At 35.0% G+C, this 25,944-nt stretch carries 23 protein-coding genes; 11 read left to right on the top strand and 12 right to left on the bottom strand.

Translation table 11 applies throughout. From position 1 onward, the window contains the following. The first annotated feature begins 132 nt into the window (after positions 1-132). From NQQ59_RS24870 to NQQ59_RS24835, 8 genes are all read left to right on the top strand, one after another. On the top strand, positions 133-354 hold the full coding sequence (locus tag NQQ59_RS24870; RefSeq protein ID WP_065720928.1) for a heavy-metal-associated domain-containing protein: 222 nt from the start codon (positions 133-135) through the stop codon (positions 352-354). A gap of 40 nt (positions 355-394) precedes the next feature. Continuing rightward, positions 395-838, top strand: a complete 444-nt coding sequence (locus NQQ59_RS24865) for a DUF3347 domain-containing protein (RefSeq protein WP_065720927.1) — start codon at positions 395-397, stop codon at positions 836-838. Between the two features lie 70 nt (positions 839-908). Further along, entirely contained in the window at positions 909-3,209 is a 2,301-nt protein-coding gene (locus NQQ59_RS24860; RefSeq protein WP_219071570.1) for a multicopper oxidase family protein, read from the top strand. Positions 3,210-3,372: 163 nt separating this feature from the next. Continuing rightward, positions 3,373-4,569 (top strand): MFS transporter, encoded by a 1,197-nt coding sequence (locus tag NQQ59_RS24855; protein ID WP_066434337.1) that lies wholly within the window; start codon positions 3,373-3,375, stop codon positions 4,567-4,569. 182 nt (positions 4,570-4,751) lie between these two features. After that, positions 4,752-5,606, top strand: a complete 855-nt coding sequence (locus NQQ59_RS24850) for a heavy metal-binding domain-containing protein (protein ID WP_219071571.1) — start codon at positions 4,752-4,754, stop codon at positions 5,604-5,606. Between the two features lie 122 nt (positions 5,607-5,728). After that, positions 5,729-5,950 (top strand): heavy-metal-associated domain-containing protein, encoded by a 222-nt coding sequence (locus tag NQQ59_RS24845; RefSeq protein ID WP_066434334.1) that lies wholly within the window; start codon positions 5,729-5,731, stop codon positions 5,948-5,950. Positions 5,951-6,101: 151 nt separating this feature from the next. Continuing rightward, on the top strand, positions 6,102-6,929 hold the full coding sequence (locus NQQ59_RS24840) for an RteC domain-containing protein (RefSeq protein ID WP_257698465.1): 828 nt from the start codon (positions 6,102-6,104) through the stop codon (positions 6,927-6,929). Between the two features lie 466 nt (positions 6,930-7,395). Next, entirely contained in the window at positions 7,396-8,541 is a 1,146-nt protein-coding gene (locus NQQ59_RS24835) for a peptidoglycan endopeptidase (protein ID WP_144215148.1), read from the top strand. A gap of 6 nt (positions 8,542-8,547) precedes the next feature. Here NQQ59_RS24835 and NQQ59_RS24830 read toward each other — a convergent pair whose 3' ends face one another. The 4 genes from NQQ59_RS24830 to NQQ59_RS24815 form a co-directional block, all read right to left on the bottom strand. Further along, complete coding sequence (locus NQQ59_RS24830; RefSeq protein ID WP_144215147.1) at positions 8,548-8,931, bottom strand: response regulator; 384 nt, start codon at positions 8,929-8,931, stop codon at positions 8,548-8,550. Beyond that, entirely contained in the window at positions 8,921-10,231 is a 1,311-nt protein-coding gene (locus NQQ59_RS24825; RefSeq protein ID WP_257698464.1) for a sensor histidine kinase, read from the bottom strand. The genes NQQ59_RS24830 and NQQ59_RS24825 overlap by 11 nt, the downstream gene beginning before the upstream one ends. A 393-nt stretch (positions 10,232-10,624) precedes the next feature. Further along, on the bottom strand, positions 10,625-11,383 hold the full coding sequence (locus NQQ59_RS24820) for a methyltransferase domain-containing protein (protein WP_144221517.1): 759 nt from the start codon (positions 11,381-11,383) through the stop codon (positions 10,625-10,627). A 62-nt stretch (positions 11,384-11,445) separates the two neighbouring features. Further along, positions 11,446-11,841: a DUF5958 family protein gene (locus NQQ59_RS24815; RefSeq protein WP_144215145.1), complete on the bottom strand. Its 396-nt coding sequence runs from the start codon at positions 11,839-11,841 to the stop codon at positions 11,446-11,448. Between the two features lie 286 nt (positions 11,842-12,127). On the opposite strand from NQQ59_RS24815, the gene NQQ59_RS24810 reads away from it, so the two are divergent. Further along, positions 12,128-13,540, top strand: a complete 1,413-nt coding sequence (locus tag NQQ59_RS24810; RefSeq protein ID WP_144215144.1) for an APC family permease — start codon at positions 12,128-12,130, stop codon at positions 13,538-13,540. A gap of 85 nt (positions 13,541-13,625) precedes the next feature. On the opposite strand, the gene NQQ59_RS24805 is transcribed toward NQQ59_RS24810, so the two are convergent. The 6 genes from NQQ59_RS24805 to dinB form a co-directional block, all read right to left on the bottom strand. After that, positions 13,626-14,036: an MFS transporter gene (locus NQQ59_RS24805; RefSeq protein WP_144215143.1), complete on the bottom strand. Its 411-nt coding sequence runs from the start codon at positions 14,034-14,036 to the stop codon at positions 13,626-13,628. Positions 14,037-14,193: 157 nt separating this feature from the next. Then, positions 14,194-14,655, bottom strand: coding sequence for a DUF1810 domain-containing protein (locus NQQ59_RS24800; protein WP_144215142.1), 462 nt, complete (start codon positions 14,653-14,655; stop codon positions 14,194-14,196). A 161-nt stretch (positions 14,656-14,816) separates the two neighbouring features. After that, positions 14,817-15,443: an alpha-ketoglutarate-dependent dioxygenase AlkB family protein gene (locus tag NQQ59_RS24795; protein WP_144215141.1), complete on the bottom strand. Its 627-nt coding sequence runs from the start codon at positions 15,441-15,443 to the stop codon at positions 14,817-14,819. 44 nt (positions 15,444-15,487) lie between these two features. Beyond that, positions 15,488-16,870 carry an exonuclease domain-containing protein gene (locus NQQ59_RS24790; protein ID WP_144215140.1) on the bottom strand — a complete coding sequence of 461 codons (1,383 nt, stop codon included), beginning with the start codon at positions 16,868-16,870 and terminating at the stop codon, positions 15,488-15,490. A gap of 165 nt (positions 16,871-17,035) precedes the next feature. Continuing rightward, entirely contained in the window at positions 17,036-20,095 is a 3,060-nt protein-coding gene (locus NQQ59_RS24785) for a DNA polymerase III subunit alpha (protein ID WP_144215139.1), read from the bottom strand. 1 nt (position 20,096) lies between these two features. After that, complete coding sequence (gene dinB / locus NQQ59_RS24780; RefSeq protein ID WP_144215138.1) at positions 20,097-21,293, bottom strand: DNA polymerase IV; 1,197 nt, start codon at positions 21,291-21,293, stop codon at positions 20,097-20,099. A gap of 87 nt (positions 21,294-21,380) precedes the next feature. Between dinB and NQQ59_RS24775 the strand changes: the two genes are divergently transcribed. Together NQQ59_RS24775 and NQQ59_RS24770 are read left to right on the top strand one after the other, a co-directional pair. Beyond that, positions 21,381-22,154 carry an XRE family transcriptional regulator gene (locus NQQ59_RS24775; protein ID WP_144215137.1) on the top strand — a complete coding sequence of 258 codons (774 nt, stop codon included), beginning with the start codon at positions 21,381-21,383 and terminating at the stop codon, positions 22,152-22,154. An 81-nt stretch (positions 22,155-22,235) separates the two neighbouring features. After that, a complete protein-coding gene (locus NQQ59_RS24770) occupies positions 22,236-22,685 on the top strand; it encodes a GNAT family N-acetyltransferase (RefSeq protein ID WP_144215136.1) in 450 nt (149 codons plus the stop codon). Between the two features lie 176 nt (positions 22,686-22,861). On the opposite strand, the gene NQQ59_RS24765 is transcribed toward NQQ59_RS24770, so the two are convergent. Beyond that, positions 22,862-24,577, bottom strand: coding sequence for a sensor histidine kinase (locus NQQ59_RS24765; protein ID WP_144215135.1), 1,716 nt, complete (start codon positions 24,575-24,577; stop codon positions 22,862-22,864). Between the two features lie 154 nt (positions 24,578-24,731). Then, complete coding sequence (locus NQQ59_RS24760; RefSeq protein WP_144215134.1) at positions 24,732-25,853, bottom strand: sensor protein KdpD; 1,122 nt, start codon at positions 25,851-25,853, stop codon at positions 24,732-24,734. Between the last annotated feature and the right edge of the window lie 91 nt (positions 25,854-25,944).

Raw genomic sequence — 25,944 nt, 5'->3', positions numbered from 1 at the left:
ATATTACAAGTGGAACTGTTTTTGGTAAATAATCAGTAAATGTCATAAATCAAACAAGGAATATCACAACCAATATTACCTGTTATCTTATGAACTTTGTACTCAAGAAATACAATTAAAAAGTTCAAAACAATGGAAAGCAAAAACCTTCAATTCAAGACAAACCTTAACTGTGGTAACTGTGTTGCTAAAGTACAGGGTGATTTAGATAGCGCTAATGGTATCAGCGAATGGAATGTAGATACTACAAATAGTGATAAAGTCCTTACGGTTAAATCGGAAGGAATCAGCGAAGACGAAATCGTTACAATTATTAAGAAAAAAGGGTTTAAAGCCGAACCTATTTCACAATAATATAATAAGCAATTCATTAATCATAAAAAAGAGATAAAAAATGAAAAAGTTAATAATAGCAATAACCGTAATGTTGTTTGGATTTTCTGCCTTTGCACAAAACACAAACAATCTGTTAAACAGTTACATCAGTGTAAAAAACGCTTTAGTAAGTAGTGATAGCAAAGCAGCGAGCACCGCAATTTCGGTTTTCAACGATGCAGTAAAAGGTGAAGATAATTTTTCACAGAAAACTGATCTGTTAAAAGCGACAGAAAAATTAAACAAGGCTGGAAACAATATTGAAAAGCAAAGAGCAGCTTTTAACGATGTTTCTACTATAATGTGGAAACTGGTAAAGTCGTCTGATAAAGTAATTCAACCTGTTTATTATCAGTATTGTCCTATGAAAAAAGCATATTGGTTGAGCAAAGAGAAAGATATTAAAAATCCTTATTATGGCTCATCAATGCTTACCTGTGGCAAAGTTGCAGAAACTAAATAATAAAAACCTTTAAGGCATTGCTTATTGAGCAATGCCTTTTAATCTTTGTATAACCAATGCGATTTTTAAAATGAATAATAAAAAATTTCTTCACAAAAAGTTGTTGCTGCTAACTCTGTTAGCGCTCTTCATATCACAGGTCGGTATAGCCCAAAAAGTAGTACGTTACGATTTGTATGTAAAAGATACCATCGTAAACTATGCAGGCAAAGAAAAAAGAGCAATCGCTGTAAATGGGCAAATACCAATGCCAACACTTGAATTTACTGAAGGCGATACGGCAGAAATAGTGTTACATAATCAACTTAAAGAAAGTACCTCATTGCATTGGCACGGATTATTTCTGCCCAATAAAGAAGATGGCGTTCCTTTTTTAACGCAAATGCCCATTGAACCTGGTGAAACCTTTACGTATCGTTTCCCTATTATTCAAACGGGAACGCATTGGTATCATTCTCATTCAGGATTGCAAGAGCAGATTGGTATGTATGGGAGCTTTATCATGCATAAGAAAGCTGATGATAAAACATTTAGAAAAGGGATTGACGATTTACCGGAAATTCCCATAATGCTAAGCGAATGGACGAACCTGAAGCCCGAAAATGTACACCGTATGCTGCACGCAGCAAGCGACTGGTTTGCGATAAGGAAAGGCGCAACACAAAGCTACGCCGAAGCCATTAGAAGCGGAAAATTCAAAACCAAGCTGAACAACGAATGGAAGCGTATGTTGGCAATGGACGTGAGCGATGTGTATTACGACCGTGTAATGATGAACGGTAATCATCATACCGATTTAAAAAGCATTGACGGCAAGCCCTTAAAAGCAGGCGATAAAGTACGTTTACGCATTTCCAATGGGGGTGCATCGTCTTACTTTTGGCTGCGCTATGCAGGCGGTAAAATTACCGTAGTGGCGAGTGATGGCAACGATGTGGAGCCTGTGGAAGTGGACAGGCTGATTATTGCTGTATCGGAAACTTACGATGTGGTTGTTACCATTCCCGAGGACGGCAAAGCCTTTGAATTTATGGCAACCACCGAAGACCGTACCCAATCCACAAGCTATTTTATTGGCAACGGTACAAAACAATTGGTCGGGGAAATGCCACGCCTGAAATATTTTGAGGGTATGCAAATGATGAACGATATGATGAAGATGAACGGCGACCTGGAAGATATGGGAATGAATATGAGCCTGAACCAAATGGATATGAACGTAGTGATGTACCCGGAGATTACAGGCGAGGAAAAGAGCAAAAAAAACAAGGGTACAGCACCGTCTATGGAGCATCACGGCGACCATAAGATGAATAGCGACGAAGACCCCAACCGTTATAATGCTAATGCGTTGAGCGACATTAAAACGCTCAATTACGCAATGTTGAAATCGCCGCATAATACCACGCTTCCGGCTGATGCCCCGGTTAAGGAACTGAAATTTACCTTAACGGGAAATATGAACCGTTACGTTTGGAGTATGGATAACAAGGTTTTGGCAGAAACAGATAAGATACCTGTTAAAAAAGGCGAAGTATTGAGGATTACGATTTATAATAACTCAATGATGCGCCACCCGATACACCTGCACGGTTTTGATTTCAGGGTGCTGAATGAGCACGGCGAAAATGCACCGATGAAAAACATCATCGACATTATGCCGATGGAAACCGATACGATAGAGTTCCTTGCGAATACCGAGGGTGATTGGTTTTTCCATTGTCATATCCTGTATCATATGATGGCAGGTATGAATAGGGTTTTCGCTGTGGATGATTACAAAAATCCGTATTTACCCAATAAGGAAAAAGCATATAAAATGTTGCAGCGTGAAAGCAATATGCCACATTTGATGGCTCAAAGTGATTTTGCGACCAATGGTATTGACGGAGAAGCAATGTTGATGAACGCCCGTTACAGTTTGGGTACGGAATGGCGTTTAGGCTATAATGATATGCACGGCTATGAAGTGGAAACGCATTTGGGACGTTACATTGGTAAAATGCAATGGCTGATGCCTTTTGTCGGTTTCGATTGGCGATACCGCAGAATGGGAATGGACGAGCACGAGAAAAACCTCTTCGGACAGGTTAATAAAAAAGACAACCGAGCTGCTGTGAGCTTAGGGGTAATGTACACCTTGCCGATGTTGGTCAACGTACAGGCAGAAGTTTACCACGACGGTATTTTCAGGGTATCATTGATGCGGGAGGATATACCTATCTCCAGACGGTTAAGAGCCGGGTTTATGGTCAATACCGATTTGGAATATATGGCAGACCTGCGGTACATTTTGACGAGGCATATCGGTATCAGGGCGCACTATGATAGTGATATGGGCTTTGGTGCAGGACTTTCGCTCAATTACTAAAGGATTTCATTCATAAAATAGACAAAGGTTGTAGCGGTTATGCTATAACCTTTTTGCATTTACAATACCAGACTAAATCAGTAAACCTCACAAATCAAACAAGAAATATCACAATAGGCAGCCCGAAACAAATTGCCAATTTTGCATCATAAATTTTAAGATTATGACAGCAAAAATAAAATGGAACAACGTGTATCTACTGTTTACCTCGCAGGCGTTGTTCCAGACTGCATCCATATTGGTCATTACACTTTCGGGTGTGGTAGGCTTACAAATGGCTCCCGATAAAAATCTGGCGACCTTACCATTGGCAATGATTACCGTAGGTACGGCAGGTATGATGATACCCGCATCCCTCATTATTAGAAAATTAGGTCAGCGCAATGCCTTTATGATAGGTACACTGATAGGTGTTTTGTCGGGTTTGGTTTCGTGGTACGGTATTATCCAAAATTCCTTTTGGCTGTTTTCAGTGGGTAATATGCTCATTGGTACTTATCAAGGCTTTTCGCAATACTATCGTTTTGCGGCGGCTGATGCCATTCCCGACTATGCGAAAAGCAAGGCAATTTCTTTTGTTATTGCAGGTGGCATTGTTGCAGCATTCGCAGGACCCAACTTAGCGAGGTTTACGCAGCATTTAGGGGCGGTTCCTTACGCTTATCCCTACTTTTCTATTATCCTGTTAAGCGTGGTCGCTTTGGGTGTTGTTTCCTTTTTAAAGCTGCAAAGAACATCTGCGGTACAAACCAATGAAGCGGTAAAGAAAGGTCGCCCGTTAAAAGAAATCATTAAGAATAAAGATACCATACTTGCAATACTGGCATCATCTACCGCATTTGCCGTAATGGGAATGTCTATGACTGTTACCCCGATAGCAATGCACAGCGTAGGGCATTCGTCCGACAGCTCCGCAACGGTTATCCAGTGGCACGTATTAGGTATGTTCCTGCCGTCATTCTTTACAGGTATGCTTATTCAGAAATTCGGCGTTTACCGTATCATTATTTCCGGTTTGGCGATTTTGTTCCTGTACATCATCATTGCCCTGATGGGAACAGGCTTTGCGCATTTCGTTTCCGCATTGTTCATCGTGGGCTTAGGTTGGAACTTCCTGTTTATCGGCGGTTCGTCATTGCTTACCAAAGTGTACCGTCCCGAAGAGAAAGAAAAAACGCAGGCTTTCCACGATTTCACGGTTTTTGCAGTAATCAGTATTGCTAGCTTCTTTGCAGGCAGCCTGTTTAATTACTGGGGTTGGAATGGCGTAAACATTGTACTGATACCGATGCTTATCATCACATTGATAGCGGTTATCAGGATTGTAATGAGCCAAAAGAACAGCGTTAGCAATCAGTAAAAATCGTAAATCAAACAAAGAATATCACAATAGATACAACCCATTTAATGCGGAAATTTGTATTGTAATAAGAGAGATAAATAAATGAATAATTTAAAACCATATTACTAAGCACGGTTGTTTCACTGGCAGCGTTATCTGCCTGCAACAATTCAGAAAGTAATAATAAAAAATCAGAGGATATGAATGCACATCAGCACGCAAATCACGACAGCGCATACGCTTGTCCGATGCACCCGGAAGTAAAAGGAAACAAAGGCGATAAATGCCCTAAATGTGGTATGGCTTTGAGCCCTGTTAATAAAGAGAAAAGCCAGTATGAAGTAAAAGTGGCTGCCGACCCGCAAAATGTGGAAGCAGGTAAACCAACTAATCTATCCATCGCCATTAGTGAACACGGTAAAAATGTACCGTTGGAAGTAGTGCACGAAATGAAAATGCACCTTTTGGTAGTGAATGAAGAACTGACCTGGTTTGACCATATCCACCCCGAAGAACAGGCAGACGGTTCTTATAAGGTTTCAGAAACATTCCCTACAGCAGGTAAATACCTGTTATTTACCGACTACAAACCGAACGGAGCCGAGGGAGAGGTCAATAAGCAAACCATTGAGGTAAAAGGTACGGCAGCAACACAAACAGCCGATTTAAAGACAAAATTGGTTTCAACCGTAGATGGTTTTACGGTAACGCTGCTTAACGGCGAAGACTTTAAAACAAACAGAAATCAGGGCTTGCAATTTTCGGTAGAAAAGGACGGCAAGAAATTAGAGGAAAAGGATATGCAGAATTATCTCGGAGCGACTGCCCATATCGTAATGATAAGTAAAACTAATAAGGATTTTCTACATATACACCCGGTATCAAAAGAGAATTTCCCAATCTATGCCGAAACGCTTATCAAAAAAGCAGGGCTTTATAGATTGTGGGCACAGTTCAAAATAAACAATGTGGTACATACGGCAGATTTTACTATTACCGTATCAGAAGGCGAAAAATCGGTAGAAGACCACAGCCACCACACGCACAACCATTAATAGTCTGTAACAGGAAAACAGTAAAAGTCACAAATTAAACCCGGAATATCACAATAGCAGACTTCGGGATTATGTTGAATTTTGCGACAGTTCAAAACAATAGTAAATAAGTTTAAAAAAATATGGAAAATACAGAATTTCAGTTCAAGACCAATCTTAATTGTGGCGGTTGTGTATCAAAGGTAAAAGCGGATTTGGACAGTACCGACGGTATCTGCGAATGGAATGTAGATACAGCCAACAATGACAAAATTTTAACCGTAAAATCAGAGGGTATAACACAAGATGAAATAGTTGCCATCGTTAAGAAAAAAGGCTTTAAAGCAGAACCATTAGTGGTTTAATCTCTTAGCCCTATCCAGTTTTAATTAAGGATAGGGCTCTCTTATACTCAATCAATACATACTAAAATGAGGCAATTTATTGTGGGCTATCTGCAATTGCTGCCTCATTTTGTGCTTTTTAATTGGTTTCATACTTTAAATTTCGCTTTCGATGACAAATTATTACCAAACTATAATAAACGAATTAGACGATAGAATTAACGAATTGACCTATGAGCCAAGTAATTCATTGATATCGTATGAAAATGCAATTATATCAGTCTTGCAGAAACTTGAGGAGATAAAAAAATACATTAAGAAGAATGGATTTAAAGATGATGAAGCCGAAATACTTTTTTTCAAACAGCTAAAGCCTCAATTAGTATCGAAGCTCATCTACTTCAATGCCATTTACAAGATTGAAACAAAAAGACCACGAGGCGGCGATAAAATCATCAAGAAATATCTGAATGTTGAGCTTTCCAAAATCAAGAGGTATTTCGATGCTAATTTGGAATTTTACAAGTATTACAGAACCAACAGCACTCATCTGGACTATAAATTCTTTTTACGTGGCAAGCACGATATAAAGTTGAGTTTAGACACCTATTATTTTGAAGCAGACCATAATTTTGCAACCTCGCACGATTACAAGGTAGCTAAGATTATTGCCAACGACTTGATACAGGTTTACCTCGAAGACCAGTTGAGCAATAACAATCAGAGAAAGCTACTTGAAACGCCTCCCCTAAACTGGACAGGTAGTAAAACTTCACTCATTGAGTTGATTTATTCGCTGCATTCGCAGGGTTCAATTGACAATGGTAATGCAGATATAAAAATCATCGCCAAGACTTTTGAAAATATATTTAATATTGACTTAGGGGATTTCTACCATTCCTATTTGGAACTGAAAGGCAGGAAGATAAACCGAACAAAGTTCCTCGATAGTCTTCGGGATGCACTTATCAAAAGGATGGACGAGCAAGACGAAAAATAAAGGTAAAGTTTCACTGCTTTACCTTTATTTTTTATACATTTGCAGTAATGATTTACAAGGTAATTGAATGAAAGCAAGTGTAGTAAGCACCATTACTAAATCGTTACCGATAACTCTTTCGGTTCTTGTAAACTACTCTTTATTAGTCAGTTTTGACTAAATTAATCTTTTTAAAGAAAAAAACAAAAGGATGTCGCTTCGATCTGGGCTAGAAGATTCGTTTTTTCAGGAAAAAATGATGTTTTTTGTGATAAAATGTAAAGTATTGAAATTCAAATACGAAGCTTTTTCTGATGTTAATTAAGGTTTAAATTTAGCCTCTAGATAAAAATTAGTTGTTAAAAAGTGTGTGTTTTTTACTTTAAAAAGTTAAATTCGCAATGCACGTAATAAAAATGATTTTTTTGAGTTTAAAAAATAACGTTTTGAGCTCATGGAATAATAATAAAGATGTAATTCAAAAAATATGGTCTATAGGTTAATAATAGTTTTGTTTTTTTTCGGTTTTGGAGCTTTTGCACAAGATAATTTCATTAAGCACAAAATTTCGCAAGGAGAAAACCTTTCTGTTATAGCTAAAAAATATGGAGTAAAAGTAAAGGAAATTGCTGATGCGAATCCAAACGCTCCTAAAATTCTTAAACTGAACTCTGTTCTTTTAATTCCTAATAAAAATAAAAGCACAACAAAAGCTAAAACTAAAACAGTTGAAGCGGTTGTGAATAATACTCTAGGCTCACATGAGGTATTGTCTAAAGAAACACTGTGGGGGATTTCTAAAAAATATAATGTCAGTGTCGATCAGTTAAAACAAGCCAATCCGCTTTTGGAAACTGAAGGGCTGAAAGTTGGGCAACAAATCGTTATTCCTTCAAATAACGTTGCTTCAAACGATAAACCTGTAATACAAGAAATAGCTCCTGCAGAAGTTGAACTCATAAGAGAGGTTAAAACTAAAGAAACTAAATATGGAATTTCTAAAGAATACGGAATTTCAGTTGCAGAATTAGAGCGTCAGAATCCTTCTGTCAAAAGAAAGATGCCAGTTGGATATCTTTTGAAAATACGCTTGCCAAAAGAAAAAGCCGATGCGATTCAAGCATCAAAAATACTTCCAGAATCTAATGAAAACGTAGTTTCTTCTTCAACTCAAATTGCTGAAAGTACCGCTATTCCAGAAATAAAAAGAGATTCTACCTATATCAAAGCATCAACAGGAAGTTATTCAGGATTAATTGATCAGCTTATCGCAAGTGCAACCGAAAATATAGGAACACGTTATCGTTCTGGTGGCACCACAAAAGCAGGTTTTGACTGTTCAGGATTAATGTTTTGCACTTTTGGCAATTTTGATATTAAGCTGCCAAGAAGTTCAATAGAACAATCTCGAATAGGAACCAAAGTAGCTTCAGACGAAGCTCAAAAAGGAGATTTAATTTTCTTTAAAACCAACGGACGACGCCACATAAACCATGTTGGGATGGTTGTAGAGAATATCGATGGCGAAATTAAATTTGTACATTCATCAACACACGGAGGAGTAATTATTTCCTCTACAAAAGAGCCTTATTATACTAGATCATTTTCTCAGGTAAATCGTGTTTTAGAATAATCTTTTTTAAACAAAAGTCTTTTGTAATAATTCCAATCTGAAGGGTTTGTTCCAAAAATCAGAAACGTATTTGTTTTCTTTCACTTTGTTGATTTCGTCGGTATCCAAAGTAGACGAAAGTACGAAGATTTCAATTTTATCTTTTATATTTTCAGCAAGTCTTTCGAATTCATCTAAAAATTGAAATCCGTTCATAATAGGCATCTGAATGTCTAAAATTATAACCAGTGGTTGGTTATTTTGATGTTTAAGAAGCCACTCCAATCCTTCTTTTCCATTATTGGCAATATATAATGGGTTAACATCTAATCCTTTTTTAAGTAATTTTTTTGTGACAAACTGATCAATTAAGTTGTCTTCTATGATAATAAATTGAGATCTAAATGGCATGTTGGTTAGGTATAGTTACTATAAATTTACTTCCAATACTACTTTCTGAAAAAACAGAAATATCACCTTTGATATTTTCAACGGCTTCTTTTACGATATATAATCCTAATCCGGAACCTTTGTTTTTGTTGGTTCCGAAATACATATCAAAAATATTTTCTTTGTGTTCGTCTTGAATTCCAATTCCGTTATCCTCGACTTCAATTTTGTTCAAACCTTCGCTGAAATATGTTTTGACTGTAATGAACATTTCTTGTTTACTGCAATCGGCATATTTTATAGCGTTTGAAATTAGATTGTTGATGATGATTTTTAGACGAAGACTATCGCTCTCAATTTGATCTATCTCAATTTCCTGTGTGAATTTTATTCTACTGGCATTTTCAATATGCATTAATTGTAAAATAGCTTCATTAAACAATTCTTTTAAACTGACAGGTTCCATGATTACCTCTTTTCTTTTGTTTTTAGAATAATCAATAATGTCGCTAATAAATTGATCCTGACGAGCCAGACTTTGATGCATCATTTGCAGATAACTACGAACCTGATTAACATCGTCTTCTAATGCTGTGATTTCGATTAGCCCTTTTAATGAAGTTATTGGAGATCTAAGATCGTGGGAAGCACTGTAAACAAATCGGTCTAATTCACGGTTTACAATCACCAGATTTTCGTTTTTAACTTCGATTTCTTTTTTCGAAATCAAAAGTCTTTTAACCATAATCGAATAGTAAAGACACACACTGCAGATTATAATCAGGATGAAAAAGATATTTGTAAAAATGAGCAAATCTTTTATTTTGCGTGTTCCTTCTCCTAAGATGTTAGAAAAATTACGTTGATTAATTGTTAGTTGATCACTTATTGTGCTTATTTCTTTTAGGTAACGTTTTTGATCTTCGAGAGTTAGAAGTTTGTGGTTAATTTTGGCATTAATTTCTTGGCCAATAACAAATAATTGAAAAATGAGTTTGTCGCCTTTTCCCCATTCTTCTATGGCTTTTGATAAATAAGAAACTTGCTTGAAATTGTCAAATAACCAAATAATATCATCTAAATCTTCTTCGTGATTTCGACCAATTAATAATCCTTTTCGAGCGATTTTATTGTCTCCTGCTTTTAAAAGTGTAATTCTTGCAGTGCCATCTCCTTGTGGTATTTTTAATTCTTCCAAATACAATTTCCATTGATTTGGATTTTTGGTATAGAGATAAGTTATAAGATGACGGGAAGCATCTTTTTGTCCCTTAGAATAATGCGATTCTCCATTTACATAAGCTCTGCTTGCAGATAGCATTTTAATGGTGAAAAAGTTAATACAGATAAGTAATGCGCAAGAGATGAAAACAATTAAAATAAGGATAAAGACATTGGGAAAACGAAAGTTTTTTAAAGCTTGTAACTTAGACATAAACTTATAATTAGTAGGTTAATAATAAAGGTGTCTTTCTTTGTTTTTTCTAATCTTAAAACAATCTTATGGGGTAAGATTATTTTAATGTTAAATTAAACATTTGTTAAAATTATAGGCGTTTAAAAAATAGATTTGGAATGATTTACTCAAATATAATGAAATTTATCTTATAAGTTTTACAAAAAAATGACTTTCAAGCAAATTTTTTTATAATTCGTTGATTTTTGTTTAAGTCGTTAAAAGGTAGTTGTTTAGGTGTTTTCTTCGTGTAGAAAACTAAAATTTAGCATAAAGAATTAACCTTCTGAATGCATAAATAGATGGAACGTTTGGGAAATAAGTATTTATTCTTTTTTTAAATTCTGTACTTAATTCGTGAAATTGATTTTCATTCAATCGTTCCTGATAAACGGTTAGTGCTGAACCAGAAATAAAATCGAAAAAATCATTTTGTTTGGCTGAAATTATAGGATATACTTTTTCATATATGATAAGATCTTTTCCTCCATTGTCGAACAGAATTGTAGCATATTCATCTAAAGTCAGAACAGGAGAAGGTCTTGTCCAATTATTCAGATAAGAAGCAAAAGGTTCTTCTTGAACTAGATTTAAAAGTATTTTATTGAGAATGTTTTCGTTTTGCTGTGGCATTTGTACAGCCAATTGCCCACCAGCATTTAGGTGCGAAATGATTCTCGGAAAAAGTTCTTTATGATCGTCAACCCATTGTAGTGCTGCATTTGAAAAAATCAAGTCCCATTTGGTTTCTTCTTCTAGTTGTTCTAAAATAGTTTTTTCTTTAAACTGAAGATTTTCTCTTGCAGGAGCTTTTGTCAGCATTTCGGCAGAATTATCTACACCAAGAACATTGGGTTCAGTTAATCTTTCGGCTAGTTTTTGGGTTAGTTCGCCAGTTCCACAACCTAAATCAATCACTTTTAGATTGGGTTTGTCAACAATATGGCTAAAGAGATCTTCAAATGGTTTAAAACGTACTTCTTTAAATTCGTTGTATTTTTTTGGATCCCAAGTCATAATGAATGTTTTTATTTAAAGATAAAAAAAATCTTTAAGCTTTAAAAATCACAAGAACTTATCTAATTGATTTCATGCCAAAAATGCCCACATCCATTTTTGCATTCTGTATTTCTTCTTTCGGTATCGGTTATTTTAAAAATCCAAAGTAGAGCTGTTATTGTTTTCTTATTTTCATTCTCGGGAAGTGCCTCCAGTTTGTTAAAAGCAATTTTTGTTGGAAATTGTTTCAGAATTACAATTGAAGTGTAAGTCGGTTTTAATGGAATTGTATTAATTGCCATTTGATAACTTTCTGAATTGTAATCTGTTTTGTTTGGAATTGAATTAAAAATATAGAATTGAAGGGTTTTGAAAAGTTCTTTAAAATTATAACTCTCCAATAAAATTTGCAAGCCAGAATCAAAGCCTATTTTGCTCTGAGCAATTTTATTAATTAATAATTCGTGTTGTTCCATACGATAAAAGTAAGACTTATTCTTAAATGAGTTACTCAAAAAGTTCTTATGAAAAAGATTTGCGTAAGGGATAGAGGCGGTATCCTTTTATGGAGAGAAGCGGAATAAAAGATATAGCCGATAGCCCGACCCGAAGGGATACGCCCAAATTATTAAACTTAGATTTTGTTTTAAATTGGTTTTGATTATGACTCAAATTGACAGATAAGGGTAAGATTGGAATTCGGAATTTTTGGATTTGGGATTTAAAAAAAGTATATCTTTAACCAACACTAAACCAATAAAAATGCAAGAAAACGACCAAGAACATTTTAAAAGAGAACTCGGATTATTAGACGGAACCATGCTTGTGGTTGGCTCTATGATAGGATCTGGGATATTTATTGTAAGCGCTGATATTGCTCGGCAAGTGGGCTCGGCAGGATGGCTGACTCTCATTTGGCTAATCTCGGGATTAATTACAATTATCGCCGCAGTAAGTTATGGCGAATTAAGCGCGATGTTTCCAAAAGCTGGCGGACAGTATGTGTATTTAAAAGAAGCGTACAACAAATTGATTGCTTTTTTGTATGGTTGGAGTTTTTTTGCTGTAATCCAAACCGGTACAATTGCTGCTGTGGGAGTAGCTTTTTCAAAATTTGCAGCTTATTTGTATGAACCTTTAAGTGACGAGAATATATTGTATGAATTGGGTTCGTTTAAGCTCAATGCAGCACAATTGGTTTCTATTTTTACAATCGTTTTGTTGAGTTATATTAATAGCCGAGGAGTAAAAAATGGTAAAATTCTCCAAACGGTTTTAACCATTATCAAAATTTTGTCATTGGTTGGATTAATTGTTTTTGGATTAACGCTTGCCGCTAAAGCTTCTGTTTGGGATGCAAATTGGGCTGATGGATGGAACACACGAACATTTGATAAAGAAAGTGGCTCATGGCTACCAATTGGCGGAACGGCTTTGATTTCTGGAATTTCTGCTGCAATGGTAGGATCTTTATTTTCTAGTGATGCCTGGAACGGAGTAACTTTTATTGCTGGAGAAATTAAAAACCCACAACGTAATGTTGGCCTCAGTTTGTTTCTTGGAACTTTTATTGTTACGATTATTTATGTTTTAACGAATATTATGTATCTAGCTGTAGTTCCTCTTGATGAGATTGCAACAGCAAAATTTGATCGTGTTGCAGTTGTCGCTTCAGACTATATTTTTGGAAATGTTGGAGCGCTGATTATCGCAATTATGATTATGATTTCAACTTTTGCCTGTAACAACGGTTTAATTATGGCTGGTGCAAGAGTGTATTATACGATGGCAAAAGACGGTTTGTTTTTTAAAAAAGCGGCCGTTCTCAACCGATCAAGTGTACCAGCATGGGCATTATGGGCACAGTGTATTTGGGCTTCGGCTTTATGTCTTACCGGAAAATATGGTGATTTATTGGACTTTGTAATTATCATTGTATTGATTTTTTACATCCTGACAATCTATGGAATTTTCATTTTAAGAAAAAAGATGCCAGATGCAGAAAGACCGTATAAAGCATTTGGATATCCATTTTTGCCAATGTTGTATATCATTATAGCGGCTGCAATTTGTGTTTCGTTATTAATTACAAAATTTTCAACCTGTGGATGGGGAGTTTTGATTATGTTGACAGGAATTCCTGTTTACTATTTAACCAAACCAAAAGAGGAGTAGTTTGCCTGAAGTTTAAAATTCTAAATTTTTATTATAAAATTAAAGCGTCTTGTAATTTACAAGACGCTTTTTTTATAGAGTAAGATTAAAAATTGTTGTTGGATAAATCGTTTGTAATTCTTTCTTCTGTTGGTCTTAGGAAAATAAGATAGATGATAAGCAATATTCCAAATAAGATGAATTCAGGTTTTAAGAATAATATCAAAAAAGCAGCACCTTCAAGAACTGCCCATCGCATAATAGAAGCTGTTTGATAAATTGGAAGTTTATCCTCCAGTTTTAATTTCGGATTAATCTGTTTTAATTGTGTTTTAAATAGTATACTGCTTAAAACAATAGCCAGAACCGGAATGATAAGATATACAATCGATGACGAATCGATAGGTGGAATATTGAGGCTCTCTAGCGTAAGATCGCCTATAATGTAATACGCAATAATTGTCCCGGCACAAATGCCAAGGTGAATAATTTGTAAAGCTTTGATTTTCTCGGTCATGATTTGGGTTTGTTTGAGGTTGAATTTATGCAAGTTAAGGTTAATTGTTCTTAAAATGGATAATTTCCTGCCGAGATTTTAGTGAATATATAATCACAAAAAAAAGACACTAGAATTATAGTGTCTTTTAAATGTAAATAATCGTTGTAAACCTGAGTTAAAGTACAATTGGTTCATCAACAGATTTTATAGTTGAATTAATAATAGACAAAGTCAGAGGATCTGTTTCTCCTGAGAAGAAAGCTTCTAAAACTTCCTGAAAGATTGGATTTGTATTTTCTGTTAAAGAAAACAAAGTCATACAAGAACGTAATTTTCGAGCATCTAAATCTCCAAAAATTCCATCAGCCGATTTCATTTTAAAAGTTAATAACAATTCTGAAATCTCGATTAAATGTTTTCCTAAAATTGGATGTTCCAAATAATCTGTAGCTTCTTTTAAATCATTAATGGCATAAAGATTTGCAGTATCGCTTTTTCCTAAGCCTTTTATTTGCGGGAAAATAAACCACATCCAGTGTGTTTCTTTTTTCCCTTTACTGATTTCAGAAAGGGCGGTAAGATAAAGTTTGTTCTGTGCGTCTAAGAAACGCGCTAAATCATTGTTCGAATAGGCCATTACGGTATTGTATTTTAAAAAAGGTTGCAAAAATAGTAAAAAAGATAGGTTTTGCCTAGTAAAAGGTTCATATAGTGCATGTTTTAACTTTTTAAAGAAGGAATATCCTACGTTGTTTTAATTAAAAAATGCTTCTTTTTGAAGATTCAATGCTATAAAAATCAAAGATTTCGATTGGTTCTTCTAAAGGTAAGATTGATCCTCGGCAAAACATCGCGAGCTGTTTTCGGAACTTGATGTTGCCAAAAACTATTAGTCGTTCCCGCCATTAATAAGAAAGATCCATGATGTAGCGGAATCTCAATAGGCGCAATATCTTTCCTGAATTTATGACGTAGCTTGAACATTCTCGTTTCTCCAAAAGTGACAGAAGCAATAATAGGATTTGGGCCAGAATTATCTTCTCTGTCACTATGCCAGCCTACACCATCGTTTCCGTTTCTATACAAATTGAGGAGTACGGCATTAAAATCGAGCTGTGTTTCTTTTTCGACACGGCCTCTAATTTTTAACAATTCATAAGTCCAATCAGGACCTTTTGGATCTGCTCCAGTATTGTCTTTGTCCTCGTACCAAGCAATCATTCTCGGCACCGTATAGGTTTTATCATAAATTTCCATTTCATATTCTCTCCATTTGGTCTTACGAAGTATTCTTTCATAAAAAGCATCAGATTCTTCTTTGGTGAAGAAGTTGTCGATTAAAATCAATTCAGAATCTGGAATATCAAATATTTTTTTTCCTCCCAAACCTGTGGTAAATAATTCGGTGTCGCTAAATAGTGTCATAATTCAGATTTTAGTTTTACAGCTCTATTTTATTTGTATTCGGTTTAGGAAATGAAAAATTGTTTATTGAAGAATACTTTACGTGGATATTTTTCAGCGTAAGCAAAAATTAACTGATCGATATATTGATTGCTTTTATAAGGTGTCACGTAACTTTTTACTTCATCAGAATCGTTAATTGCTATATCTCTTGAAATATATCCCATTCCATAAAAATGGCCATTTTCAATCCAGATACAGCTTCTTTCGTCTGAAGATCGTCCCTTGTCTATAATGGCAAAACTCGGTCTGTTATTCAATAAAAAGGAAATGGCATTGTCGACTTGTTCATTGTGAAGTAAAACATCTGGCAATTCTTTTATTTCATTGTTATAGAAAAATTCGCCTTCCTCGGGTCTTGAATATTTACAGAAACGATGGTCGATTTCAAATTGTTCTGCAAGACTTCGCAAGAAATGAATACCAGTATGTTGGTTGTTGAATTCATGAATACAAGTCTGAAATTTGGTCATTTTTCCGAGTGCCAAATACTTATAACCATTTCTAGCTTCGTATTGATAAATACCAAATTTGGCTTCAAAACGTTTTAAAGCTCTGTTGTAAGTGGGCCAAAGTTTTTTGATTTCGGTACATTCTAAAAGAAGCGCCATCAATTCAGTTGCGCAGATTTCAAATGAAATTCCGTAAATATCTCTCAGAAAATGCTGTCTTTGCGGATTGATATTATTTCCCGTAAAATGCGAAGTCACTCGTTTTTTCAGATTGATCGCTTTTCCAACATAAATGACTTTCTTCTGTTGATTATAGAAATAATAGATTCCGGGTTTAGCCGGTAAATTATTAAAATCGTCTGCAGGAAGATTTGGAGGCAAACGTTGATCTTCTGCTGTTTTCTTGATCATTTTATCAATTTCTCCAGCATCATCCCATTCTAATAAAAGTGAAAATAATAGAGCAGTGGCATCGGCATCTCCGCCTGCGCGGTGTCTGTTTTCTAAAGATATATTTAGAGAATTGCAAAGATTGCCTAAACTATAAGAACCTAATCCGGGCTTGATTTTTCTCGCAGCACGAACCGTACACAATTTTCTCGCAGACCATTTAAAACCCGCTTGTTCCAATTGATGATGCACAAACGAATAATCGAAGTTGACATTATGTGCCACAAAAACACGATCGGTTAACATTTCTAGAACTTTCTCTGAAATATCATCGAAAATTGGTGCATTAGCAACCATTTCGTTATTAATTCCGGTTAATCCAAAAATAGAAGGAGGAATGTCCTGCTCAGGATTTACAAGTGTTTCGTAACGATCCAACACATTTGTACCGTCATGAATAATAATGGCAATTTCTGTAATACGGCTTCCACTAGCATTCCCGCCTGTGGTTTCAATATCGACTATGGCATATTCTTGCTTCTTCATTTGTATATAACGTAAAATGTTCTATTTCTGTTGTTTACTTAATTGTCGCGAATAGATTCATAAGTTTTTTCTTTTTTTAATCTCGCAAAGTCGCAAAGTTTTTTCTTTTTAAGTTTTTAAATAAAAACTTTGCGCCTTCGCGACTTTGCGAGCAATTTTCATCGCTTAAGAATTAAACTTCATTCGATGTCTAGGCATATTAATTTCATGAGCTGACGGATACGGTTTTCTATTCGTCATACTGATATCTTCTTTAATCTGATTTTGTGTTCGATATTGATCTTTAGCATCCATATATCGCGGATCTGGAATGAAAGGCATTTTTGCCATTTTAAGAATCGTAATCGTTGGAAAATGATAATCGACTTCTACATTTCCTAACAAAAGATAACAGCCTCCGCCCTGAAAAGGATGTTGAGCCAAACTATCTGGAAAATGCGCTGTATCAAAATAAGTGCCTTCATGATCAATCCAAGTTCCAAAATACATCGTGCCTTTTTTGGTCGGAACGTGTTTTCTTGAAATCAAATAAGCCAGCATTCGAACTTGTCTTTTATGATATTTTACTAAATCTTTCGCCATAATATCGCCTCGATGTTTGGTTTGTAAAAGATCGAAAACCGTACATGAAATAGGAAAACTCAATAATTCGATTTCATCAAAAGCATCTTCAAAAATAGAACGTTCTAAAACTGGCAATTTGAATTCTTTAGCAGGTTCTTGAAGTAATTTCAAATTCCTGTTTTCGGGCTTAAAATTGTTCAGTAATAAACTCGCAGTAATCAAAAGCTGATTTTTTGTTTTTCCTGTAAAACGAAAAGCACCAATGAAAATGAGTACTTTAACACCTTCAATTCCAATCGGAATGCGATTGATGAAATCTTCTAAAGAAAGAAATTCGCCGTTTTGTTCTCTTTCAGATTCAATTAAATGAGCAACTTTAGATTCCAGACTCTGTATGTGCATAAAACCTAAATAAATATCAGTTCCATACAAAGTGGTTTGATATTCGCTTTTATTCACACACGGATTATGAACGGTTCCGCCCGACATTCGCGCTTCGTGTACGTAAACCTCTGTTCTATAAAATCCGCCTTGATTGTTGATTACCGCTGTCATAAATTCAACGGGATAATTCACTTTCAAATACAAACTCTGATAACTTTCAACTGCATAAGACGCCGAGTGCGCTTTACAAAAAGAATAGCCTGCAAAAGATTCAATTTGACGGTAAATTTCCTGACTCAAAGCTTCTGGATGTCCTTTTTGAGCACAACTGGCAAAAAAGTTGTCTTTCACTTTTTGCAAAGCTTCCAAGGATCTTCCTTTTCCTGACATCGCACGACGCAGAATATCTCCGTCGGGTGCGGGAAGTCCCCCGTAATGTTGGGCGATTTTAATAACGTCTTCTTGATAGACCATAATTCCGTAGGTTTCGCCAAGATGTTCTCTAAAAACCTCATGAAAATATTCAAACTGATTCGGATTGTTATGACGAAAAATATACTCTTTCATCATTCCAGATTGTGCTACTCCAGGACGAATGATAGACGAAGCGGCAACTAAAATTTTATAATTGTCACAATTCAATCGGCGTAATAATCCACGCATGGCTGGACTTTCAATATAAAAACAGCCAATTGTATCTCCTTTTGCCAAATGAGAATTACAAACTGCTTCATCTTTAGAAATCGAAGTATTACGAATATCTACTTTGATACCTCGATTTTTTTCAATCAGTTTTACGCTGTCATCAATATGACCAATACCACGCTGACTTAAAATGTCGAATTTGTCAAAACCAATTTCTTCGGCAATATGCATATCAAAAAGTACGATTGGAAATCCTTTTGGAGGGATTTCTAATGGAGTATAATTGGTAATGGGTTCTTCAGAAATGATAATTCCGCAGGCATGCATACTACGTTGGTTTGGATATTTGTTCATCATTTTACCATATTCCTGAACCAACCTTACAATTTTATTGGTAGGATGTAGTTCTTCTGGATTTTTTGCCAAAACATCCAATTCTTCTTTTGGAAGACCAAAAACTTTTCCAACTTCTCTAAAAATAGAACGGTATTTAAATTCGACATTCGTACCACAAAAAGCTACGTGATCTCTACCGTATTTTCCGAAGATATATTCTAAAATTACATTGCGTTCCTGCCAGCTCCAATCAATATCAAAATCGGGTGGAGTTTTACGATTCAGATTTAAAAAACGTTCAAAATACAAATCAAGTTCTATTGGACAGATATCGGTAATTCCAAGACAATACGCGATGATGCTGTTGGCACCGCTTCCGCGTCCGATGTGCATAAAACCTTGACTATTGCTGTATTGAATAATGTCCCAAGTAATTAAGAAATAGGCGCTAAATTTTAATTCGTCAATAACTTTTAGTTCTTTTTCAACACGTGCTTTTGCTACTGTATTTTCTTTTCCATAACGAAGTTCAAAACCTTCCATCGCTAGGACAGTAAGCATTTCTATATCTTCTTCACGGCTTTTTTTAAAGTATTTTTTGTTTTGCGGAACACCAAATTCATATTGAAAATTACATTCGTCAATAATGCGTTGTGTATTCGAAATGATTTCAGAATATTTTTCATAGAAAGGCAAAAGACCGTCTAATGGTTTTATAAAATCAGAAGTTTTGCAAAAATCTGCTTCGGTAAGTTTTGACAGAATAATATTGGTATCAATTGCCCGAAGCACTTTATGCAGATTGTATTCTTTTTTACAGCTAAAAGTTACAGGTTGTAAAACCACCATTTTAGCCATTTTGTTTTTATGTTTTGAAGTCAGAAGACTTGAAACTTCTTCAGGACGAACACCAATAAATTCATTTTCAAAAAGTGTTTCTGGAGCATTTTCTAAAGTATAAATTACAAAAGCAGATTCAAATTTAGGTGCTCGTAAAGGCAAAGTTTCTCCGCTGAAATTATGATCCGTTAAAAAGCGATTCATTTCAGCTAAACCTTCAGCATTTTTAGCTAAACCGATATATCTGAATTCATGATTACAGCGAAATTCCATTCCAACCAAAGGCTTAATTCCGTTTTTCTCACAATCTCTTATAAAATCATAAATTCCAGTTACTGTATTAATATCAGTTAATGCCATTGCTTTTACATCATGCAAAACAGCCTGCTTGACAAGTTTATCAAGAGGAATCGTGCCATAACGCAGAGAATGATATGAATGACAGTTTAAATACATATTAAGGTTTAGGATTCTCGTTTTTTCGTTTTAAAATTTCGTCTTTAGTATTCGGTTTAAAATGAGCACCAGCACAACGCATCACAGCATCAAAACCATAACGGCTTTTCATTTTGTCCATAGCGGCATAAAGTGCGAGCATTTCCTGAGTATCTTCAAAAAGATCAATTTGATAGGTTCCGCGAACTAATCCGCTAAAGCGAACGCCAATCAAGCGCAGACGCATACGACGCTGATAGACTTTTTCGAAAAGTTCCATTACGGTTTTAGTCAAAATATGATCGGCAGAAGTGTATGCAACTCGAGATTGTTTGGTTTCTGTATCAAAATTGGCGTAACGAATTTTAACCGTAACGGTAGAAGTCAGCCATTGTTCAGAACGCAATTGAAAAGCCAGTTTTTCGACCATTCCTAAAAGCACTCTTTTGAGTTTTGCAATATCAATTGTATCCTGAGAAAAAGTATGTTCGGTCGAAATAGATTTTCTTTCGCTATAAGGTTCAACAGGCGTATGATCGATTCCGTTGGCTTTTTTCCAAATATCGAGACCATTTTTTCCAATCATTTGCTGTAAAACTTCGGCAGGCATTTCGGCTAAAGTCTGAATTTTACGAACGCCAATTCGGGATAAAAGCTGAAATGTTACGGTTCCGACCATTGGTATTTTCTGAATCGAAAGCGGATTCAAAAAAGTCTGTACTTTATGTTCTGGAATTTCAAGATTTCCTACTGGTTTTCCTTCGCCAGTAGCAATTTTAGAAACCGTTTTATTGATTGATAATGAAAAACTAATCGGTAATCCAGTTTCTTTAATTACTTTTTGAGCCAATTCATCGGTCCATTTATAACTTCCGTGAAAACGATCCATTCCGGTAATGTCCAGATAAAATTCATCGACACTGGCTTTTTCTAAAACAGGCGCTTTTTCTTGAAGAATTTCGGTAACATCGTGAGACATTTTTGAATATAATTCCATGTCACCTTTCATGACTTTTGCATCTGGACAAAGTTTTAATGCCATTTGAATTGGCATGGCAGAACGAACTCCAAATTTACGTGCTTCATAGGAACAAGAAGCCACGACACCACGGTCGCCTCCGCCAATAATAAGCGGAATTCCATTAAGTTCCGAATTGGTGAGTCGTTCGCAGGATACAAAAAAGGTATCCAGATCCATATGTACAATTGCCCGTGCCATTTTCCTTTTGTTTTTGTATGAAACAAAATTAGTACAGATTAGAACATTTTGTGTATATTTGCTGTTCCAAATTATAACAAATTTATTATGTCCTTATTTTCAGACAACATCAGAGCATTAAGGGTTAAGCATAAAATATCTCAAGAGAAATTAGCTGAAAACCTTAGCATTACCAGAGGTAGATACGTAAAATATGAAGACGGAACTTCAGAAGCGCCGTACGATATTTTAAAGAAAATTGCATTGTATTTTCATATGAGTATCGATTTGATATTATCGGTCGATATTCGTAAAATTGATGTGCAAAATTTGATAAAACTAGAAGGCAACCGACTTATTTTGCCTATTCAAGTAGATAGTTTTGGAGAAAACTTTATTGAAATTGTATCTCAAAAAGCAAAAGCAGGTTATCTAAATGGATATGCTGATCCAGAATATATTGAAAGTTTACAACAGATTACGCTTCCGTTTTTAGGCCCTGGAAAACACCGCGGATTTCCCGTTGAAGGCGATTCGATGCCTCCGCACGAAGATGGTTCTATTATTATTGGTCGTTATGTAGAAAAGTTAGGAGAGGTTATGGATGGTAAAACCTATATTTTGATTACTAAAAATGAAGGAATGGTTTACAAACGCCTCAATAAAAATAAAAAGAACAGTTTGGTTTTAGAATCTGACAATAGTTTTTATCCAAATTATGAAGTGAAAGCTTCTGATATTTTGGAAATTTGGGAGTACGAATGCAACATTGGCCGTTCAGATAAAAAACAAGAAACGACGGAAACTGGAGCTATGAAAGATTTACTTTTAGAATTAAAAAGAGAAGTTCGAGAAATTAAGAATAATACTTCTAACGCTTAATTTTTTTTCCGCCACGAATTCACGAATTATTTTAAATAAAAATTCGTGAATTCGTGGCGGAAAATTTAGACATATACCAAAATGAACATCCAAAAAGCCAAAATCGAAGATCATATCCGTTTAACGGAAATCACCAAAAAGTCAAAAGCGTATTGGAGATATTCTGAAGAACAAATTGAAAAATGGAGTAATAATCTAACAGTTACAGCAGATTATATTGAAACAAATCCCGTTTTTAATTTGGTTATTGAAAATCAGATTGTTGGTTATTATTCTTATTTAAAACAAGAAGATAATAAGGTAAAATTGGATAACTTATTTATTTTACCTGAATATATTGGAAAAGGATTTGGTTCTTTTTTAATGAATGATTTTTTGAAAAGAATGAGAAATGAAAAATGTCAAAAAATCATTTTAGATTCAGAACCCAATGCCGAACAATTTTATCAGAAAATCGGATTTACAAAAATCGGAGAATTTGAAACTTCAATAAAAAATAGATTCATGCCGATTATGGAAATGAAACTATAAAGGTTCTAAGGTGCTGAGATGCTAAGATTCTGAGGCTTTTAAAATCGCCACGAATTACACAAATTAGCACAAATTTTATTTAAAAACACGTATAATTTAGACCAAAATAATTCGTGTAAATTTGTGTAATTCGTGGCGAAAAATCTCAAAAATCCTTTCAATCTGTGGCAAAAAAATTAAACCTTCAACGTAAACCAAAAAGTACTTCCCAATCCTAAATTACTTTCTACGCCAACGCTTCCGTTTTGTGCTTCAATAAATTCTTTGCTGATTGCTAAACCTAATCCAGTTCCCGATTTCTGACTTCCTGGAATCTGAAAATATTTATCGAAGACTTTGTCTTTATATCTTGGCTCAATTCCTTTTCCAGTATCAATAACTTGAAAAACCATTTGATTATTTTCTTCTTTTAATTTAATGAGAATCGTACTTTTTTCAGACGAATATCGGATTGCATTAGATAAATAATTAATCAAAACCCAGCCTGTTTTTTCAGCATCGGCTTTTACGTGTTTTAGATTTTCATCGGCATCAACAATTAGCTGAATCTGTTTTTGATCGGCTTGAACTTTTACAGCTTCTACAGCATATTGTACAATTTCATGCGGATTGCTTTTGCCAATATTCAACTGAATATTCCCCGTTTCCAATTGGGATAAATTCAATAATTCACCCGTGATTTTCAATAAACGCTGACTGTCGTCTTTAATGCTTTCTACCAATTGTTTTTGGTCGTCGTTCATATCGCCAGTTTTAGCATTTTCAAGTAATTGAAGACTCAATTTTATAGACGCAATTGGTGTTTTTAATTCGTGTGAAACAGTGGCAATAAAATTGGTTTTAGCAAAATCCAATTCTTTAAAAAGTGTAATATTTCGAAGAATAATCACATCGCCAATATTAATTTCCTTTTCTTCGCCCGTTGGTGTTATCGTAATATTGTGGATTTCCTTTTCGAAATAACTTTCTTTTCCGTGAGCAAAAATTTTGAGAGGCTGTTTTTTCGTAGTTTCATTTTCTTTCAGAATTAAAGAACGAATTAAATCATTAGAAACCGCTAATTCAGAGGCAGGTTTTCCAATAATATCTTCCGATTTTAAACCAACAATTTTCAGCGCTTCATCATTCACAAACAAAACAATTCCTTCGTTATCCAAACCAATAATCGGATCGTTCATATTATTGATCAATGTTTCCAATCGTTTTTTCTCAAACAGCAATTTATAAACATTGCTGTCATGATATTCTTCCAGCTTTTGCGCCATCGTATTAAACGATTTGGCAAGATCTCCAAATTCGCTATGACTCGTAAAATGAACACGTTCTGAATAATTTTTATTGGCAATCTCCTTAATACTCAATGTTAATTCCTTAATCGGATTCGCAATGTTATTCGGAAGATTAACCAATAAATTAAAAGCAATTAAAAAACACAAAGTCCCCACAATGGCAATCGACAAATTAGCCGTTTCAGCCGATTGTTTGGCGATGTCGCTTTTCTGTTTTATAGCGTCGAGATTCAGCTTCATAATAGCAAAAATATCTTGACGAATTTGTGCTTTTATAGTTTCATCAGAATTGTTTTTAGTCAGAAGAGCAAAACTTTCTTTCAGCTTTTCGGTCGCTTGTTTTTCGCCTGGTTCCGTAATATTTCGGGTTTGCTTTTTAAGATTTTCCTCAAAATTCAAAATCGTTTTTTTTGAATCTGATTTTATTTCGTCCAAAGCAAAAATCATGTTTCGCGAATATTCCAGCGTATTGTAATTGGATTTCAAAATATTCTCTGTGTCCTGCTTAATCAAGAAAACAGAATAAGCACTCACTAACGAGAGAATGATGATCATTAAAAATAACAATCCAACACCCAGATTCAATTTGGTTTTAATTCTCATAAGTTTAAAAACAAGTTTTTTATATACGAACCATTAAGATATTAAGAAAATTAAGGTTTAGCACCTAGTTTTAATCTAGAATTAGAACATTAAGCTTAATGTACTTTAGACAAAGAAAAACTTAATTTACTTAATCTCTTAATGGTAAAAAAAATCAAGATAGAATAACAAGATCGACGTTTGATAACGACAATTTATTCAGCAAACGCCTGAAAATTGTTGTTGACAAAATTACTTTAAATAAATTCAAATGCGGTTTCCCGATGCAGACAGTTGTAATTTGTTTTTCTTCAACAGTTGTCAAAATTGCATTGGTAATATTCGAATTTTCTAACTTAATAACTTCGGCTCCCAATTGCACAGCGAGTTTAAAGTTATTAATTAAATGCCTTTGTTTATCAAGTGCAATTCTTGTACTGCTTTCTTGTGGCGTTTCGACATACAAAACATACCAAATCCCATTGTAATAACTTGCCAAACGTGCTGCTTTTCTAATCACAATTTTAGCCGTTTTATCATTACTGCTAATGCAAGCCAACAATTTTTCATGACGCAAAGCATGCAGATTCGGAACTTCATTTTCTACTTTTCGAACGACTTGACTTGCAACTTCTTTCAAAGCCAATTCACGCAACTGCAGAATTTGTTCGGACTTAAAAAAGTTCTGCAAAGCCATCTGAATTTTATCAGCCGTGTAAATTTTGCCTTCTTTTAAACGAGCAATCAAATCTTCTGAAGTCAAATCGATATTCACTACTTCATCAGCCAGACGCAAAACATTATCAGGAATTCTTTCCTGAACATCAATTCCAGTAATACGTTTTACATCTTCATTTAAACTCTCAATATGCTGAATATTGACAGCCGAAATCACATTAATTCCAGCCTCTAGAATCTCCAGAACATCCTGCCAGCGTTTTTCGTTTTTGCTTCCTTCCACATTTGTATGCGCCAATTCATCAACGATAACCACTTCTGGTCTAAGGTTGATGATGGCTTGAACATCGAGTTCATCAAGTTCTTTTCCTTTATAAAAAATCGTCCGTCGTGGAATAATCGGCAAACCAGACAATAACTCATGCGTTTCCTTCCGCATATGCGTTTCGATGTAGCCAATTTTGACATCGATTCCGTTTTTCAATAACGAATGCGCTTCCTGAAGCATGCGGAAAGTTTTACCCACACCGGCGCTCATTCCAATGTAGATTTTAAATTTCCCTTTTCGAGATTTCTGAATCAAATCCAGAAAATGCTGTGCGTTATTTTCGTTTTCCATTTTTAGGTTTTTTTGCCACGAAGACGCTAAGCCACTAAGTTTTTTGTTTCACGCAGATTTATAAAGATTTAAGCTGATATTCGCAGATTAT

It is taken from the genome of Flavobacterium panacis, from assembly GCF_024649945.1.
Lineage (GTDB): Bacteria > Bacteroidota > Bacteroidia > Flavobacteriales > Flavobacteriaceae > Flavobacterium > Flavobacterium panacis.
This window is presented reverse-complemented; position numbering and strand designations above follow the sequence as displayed.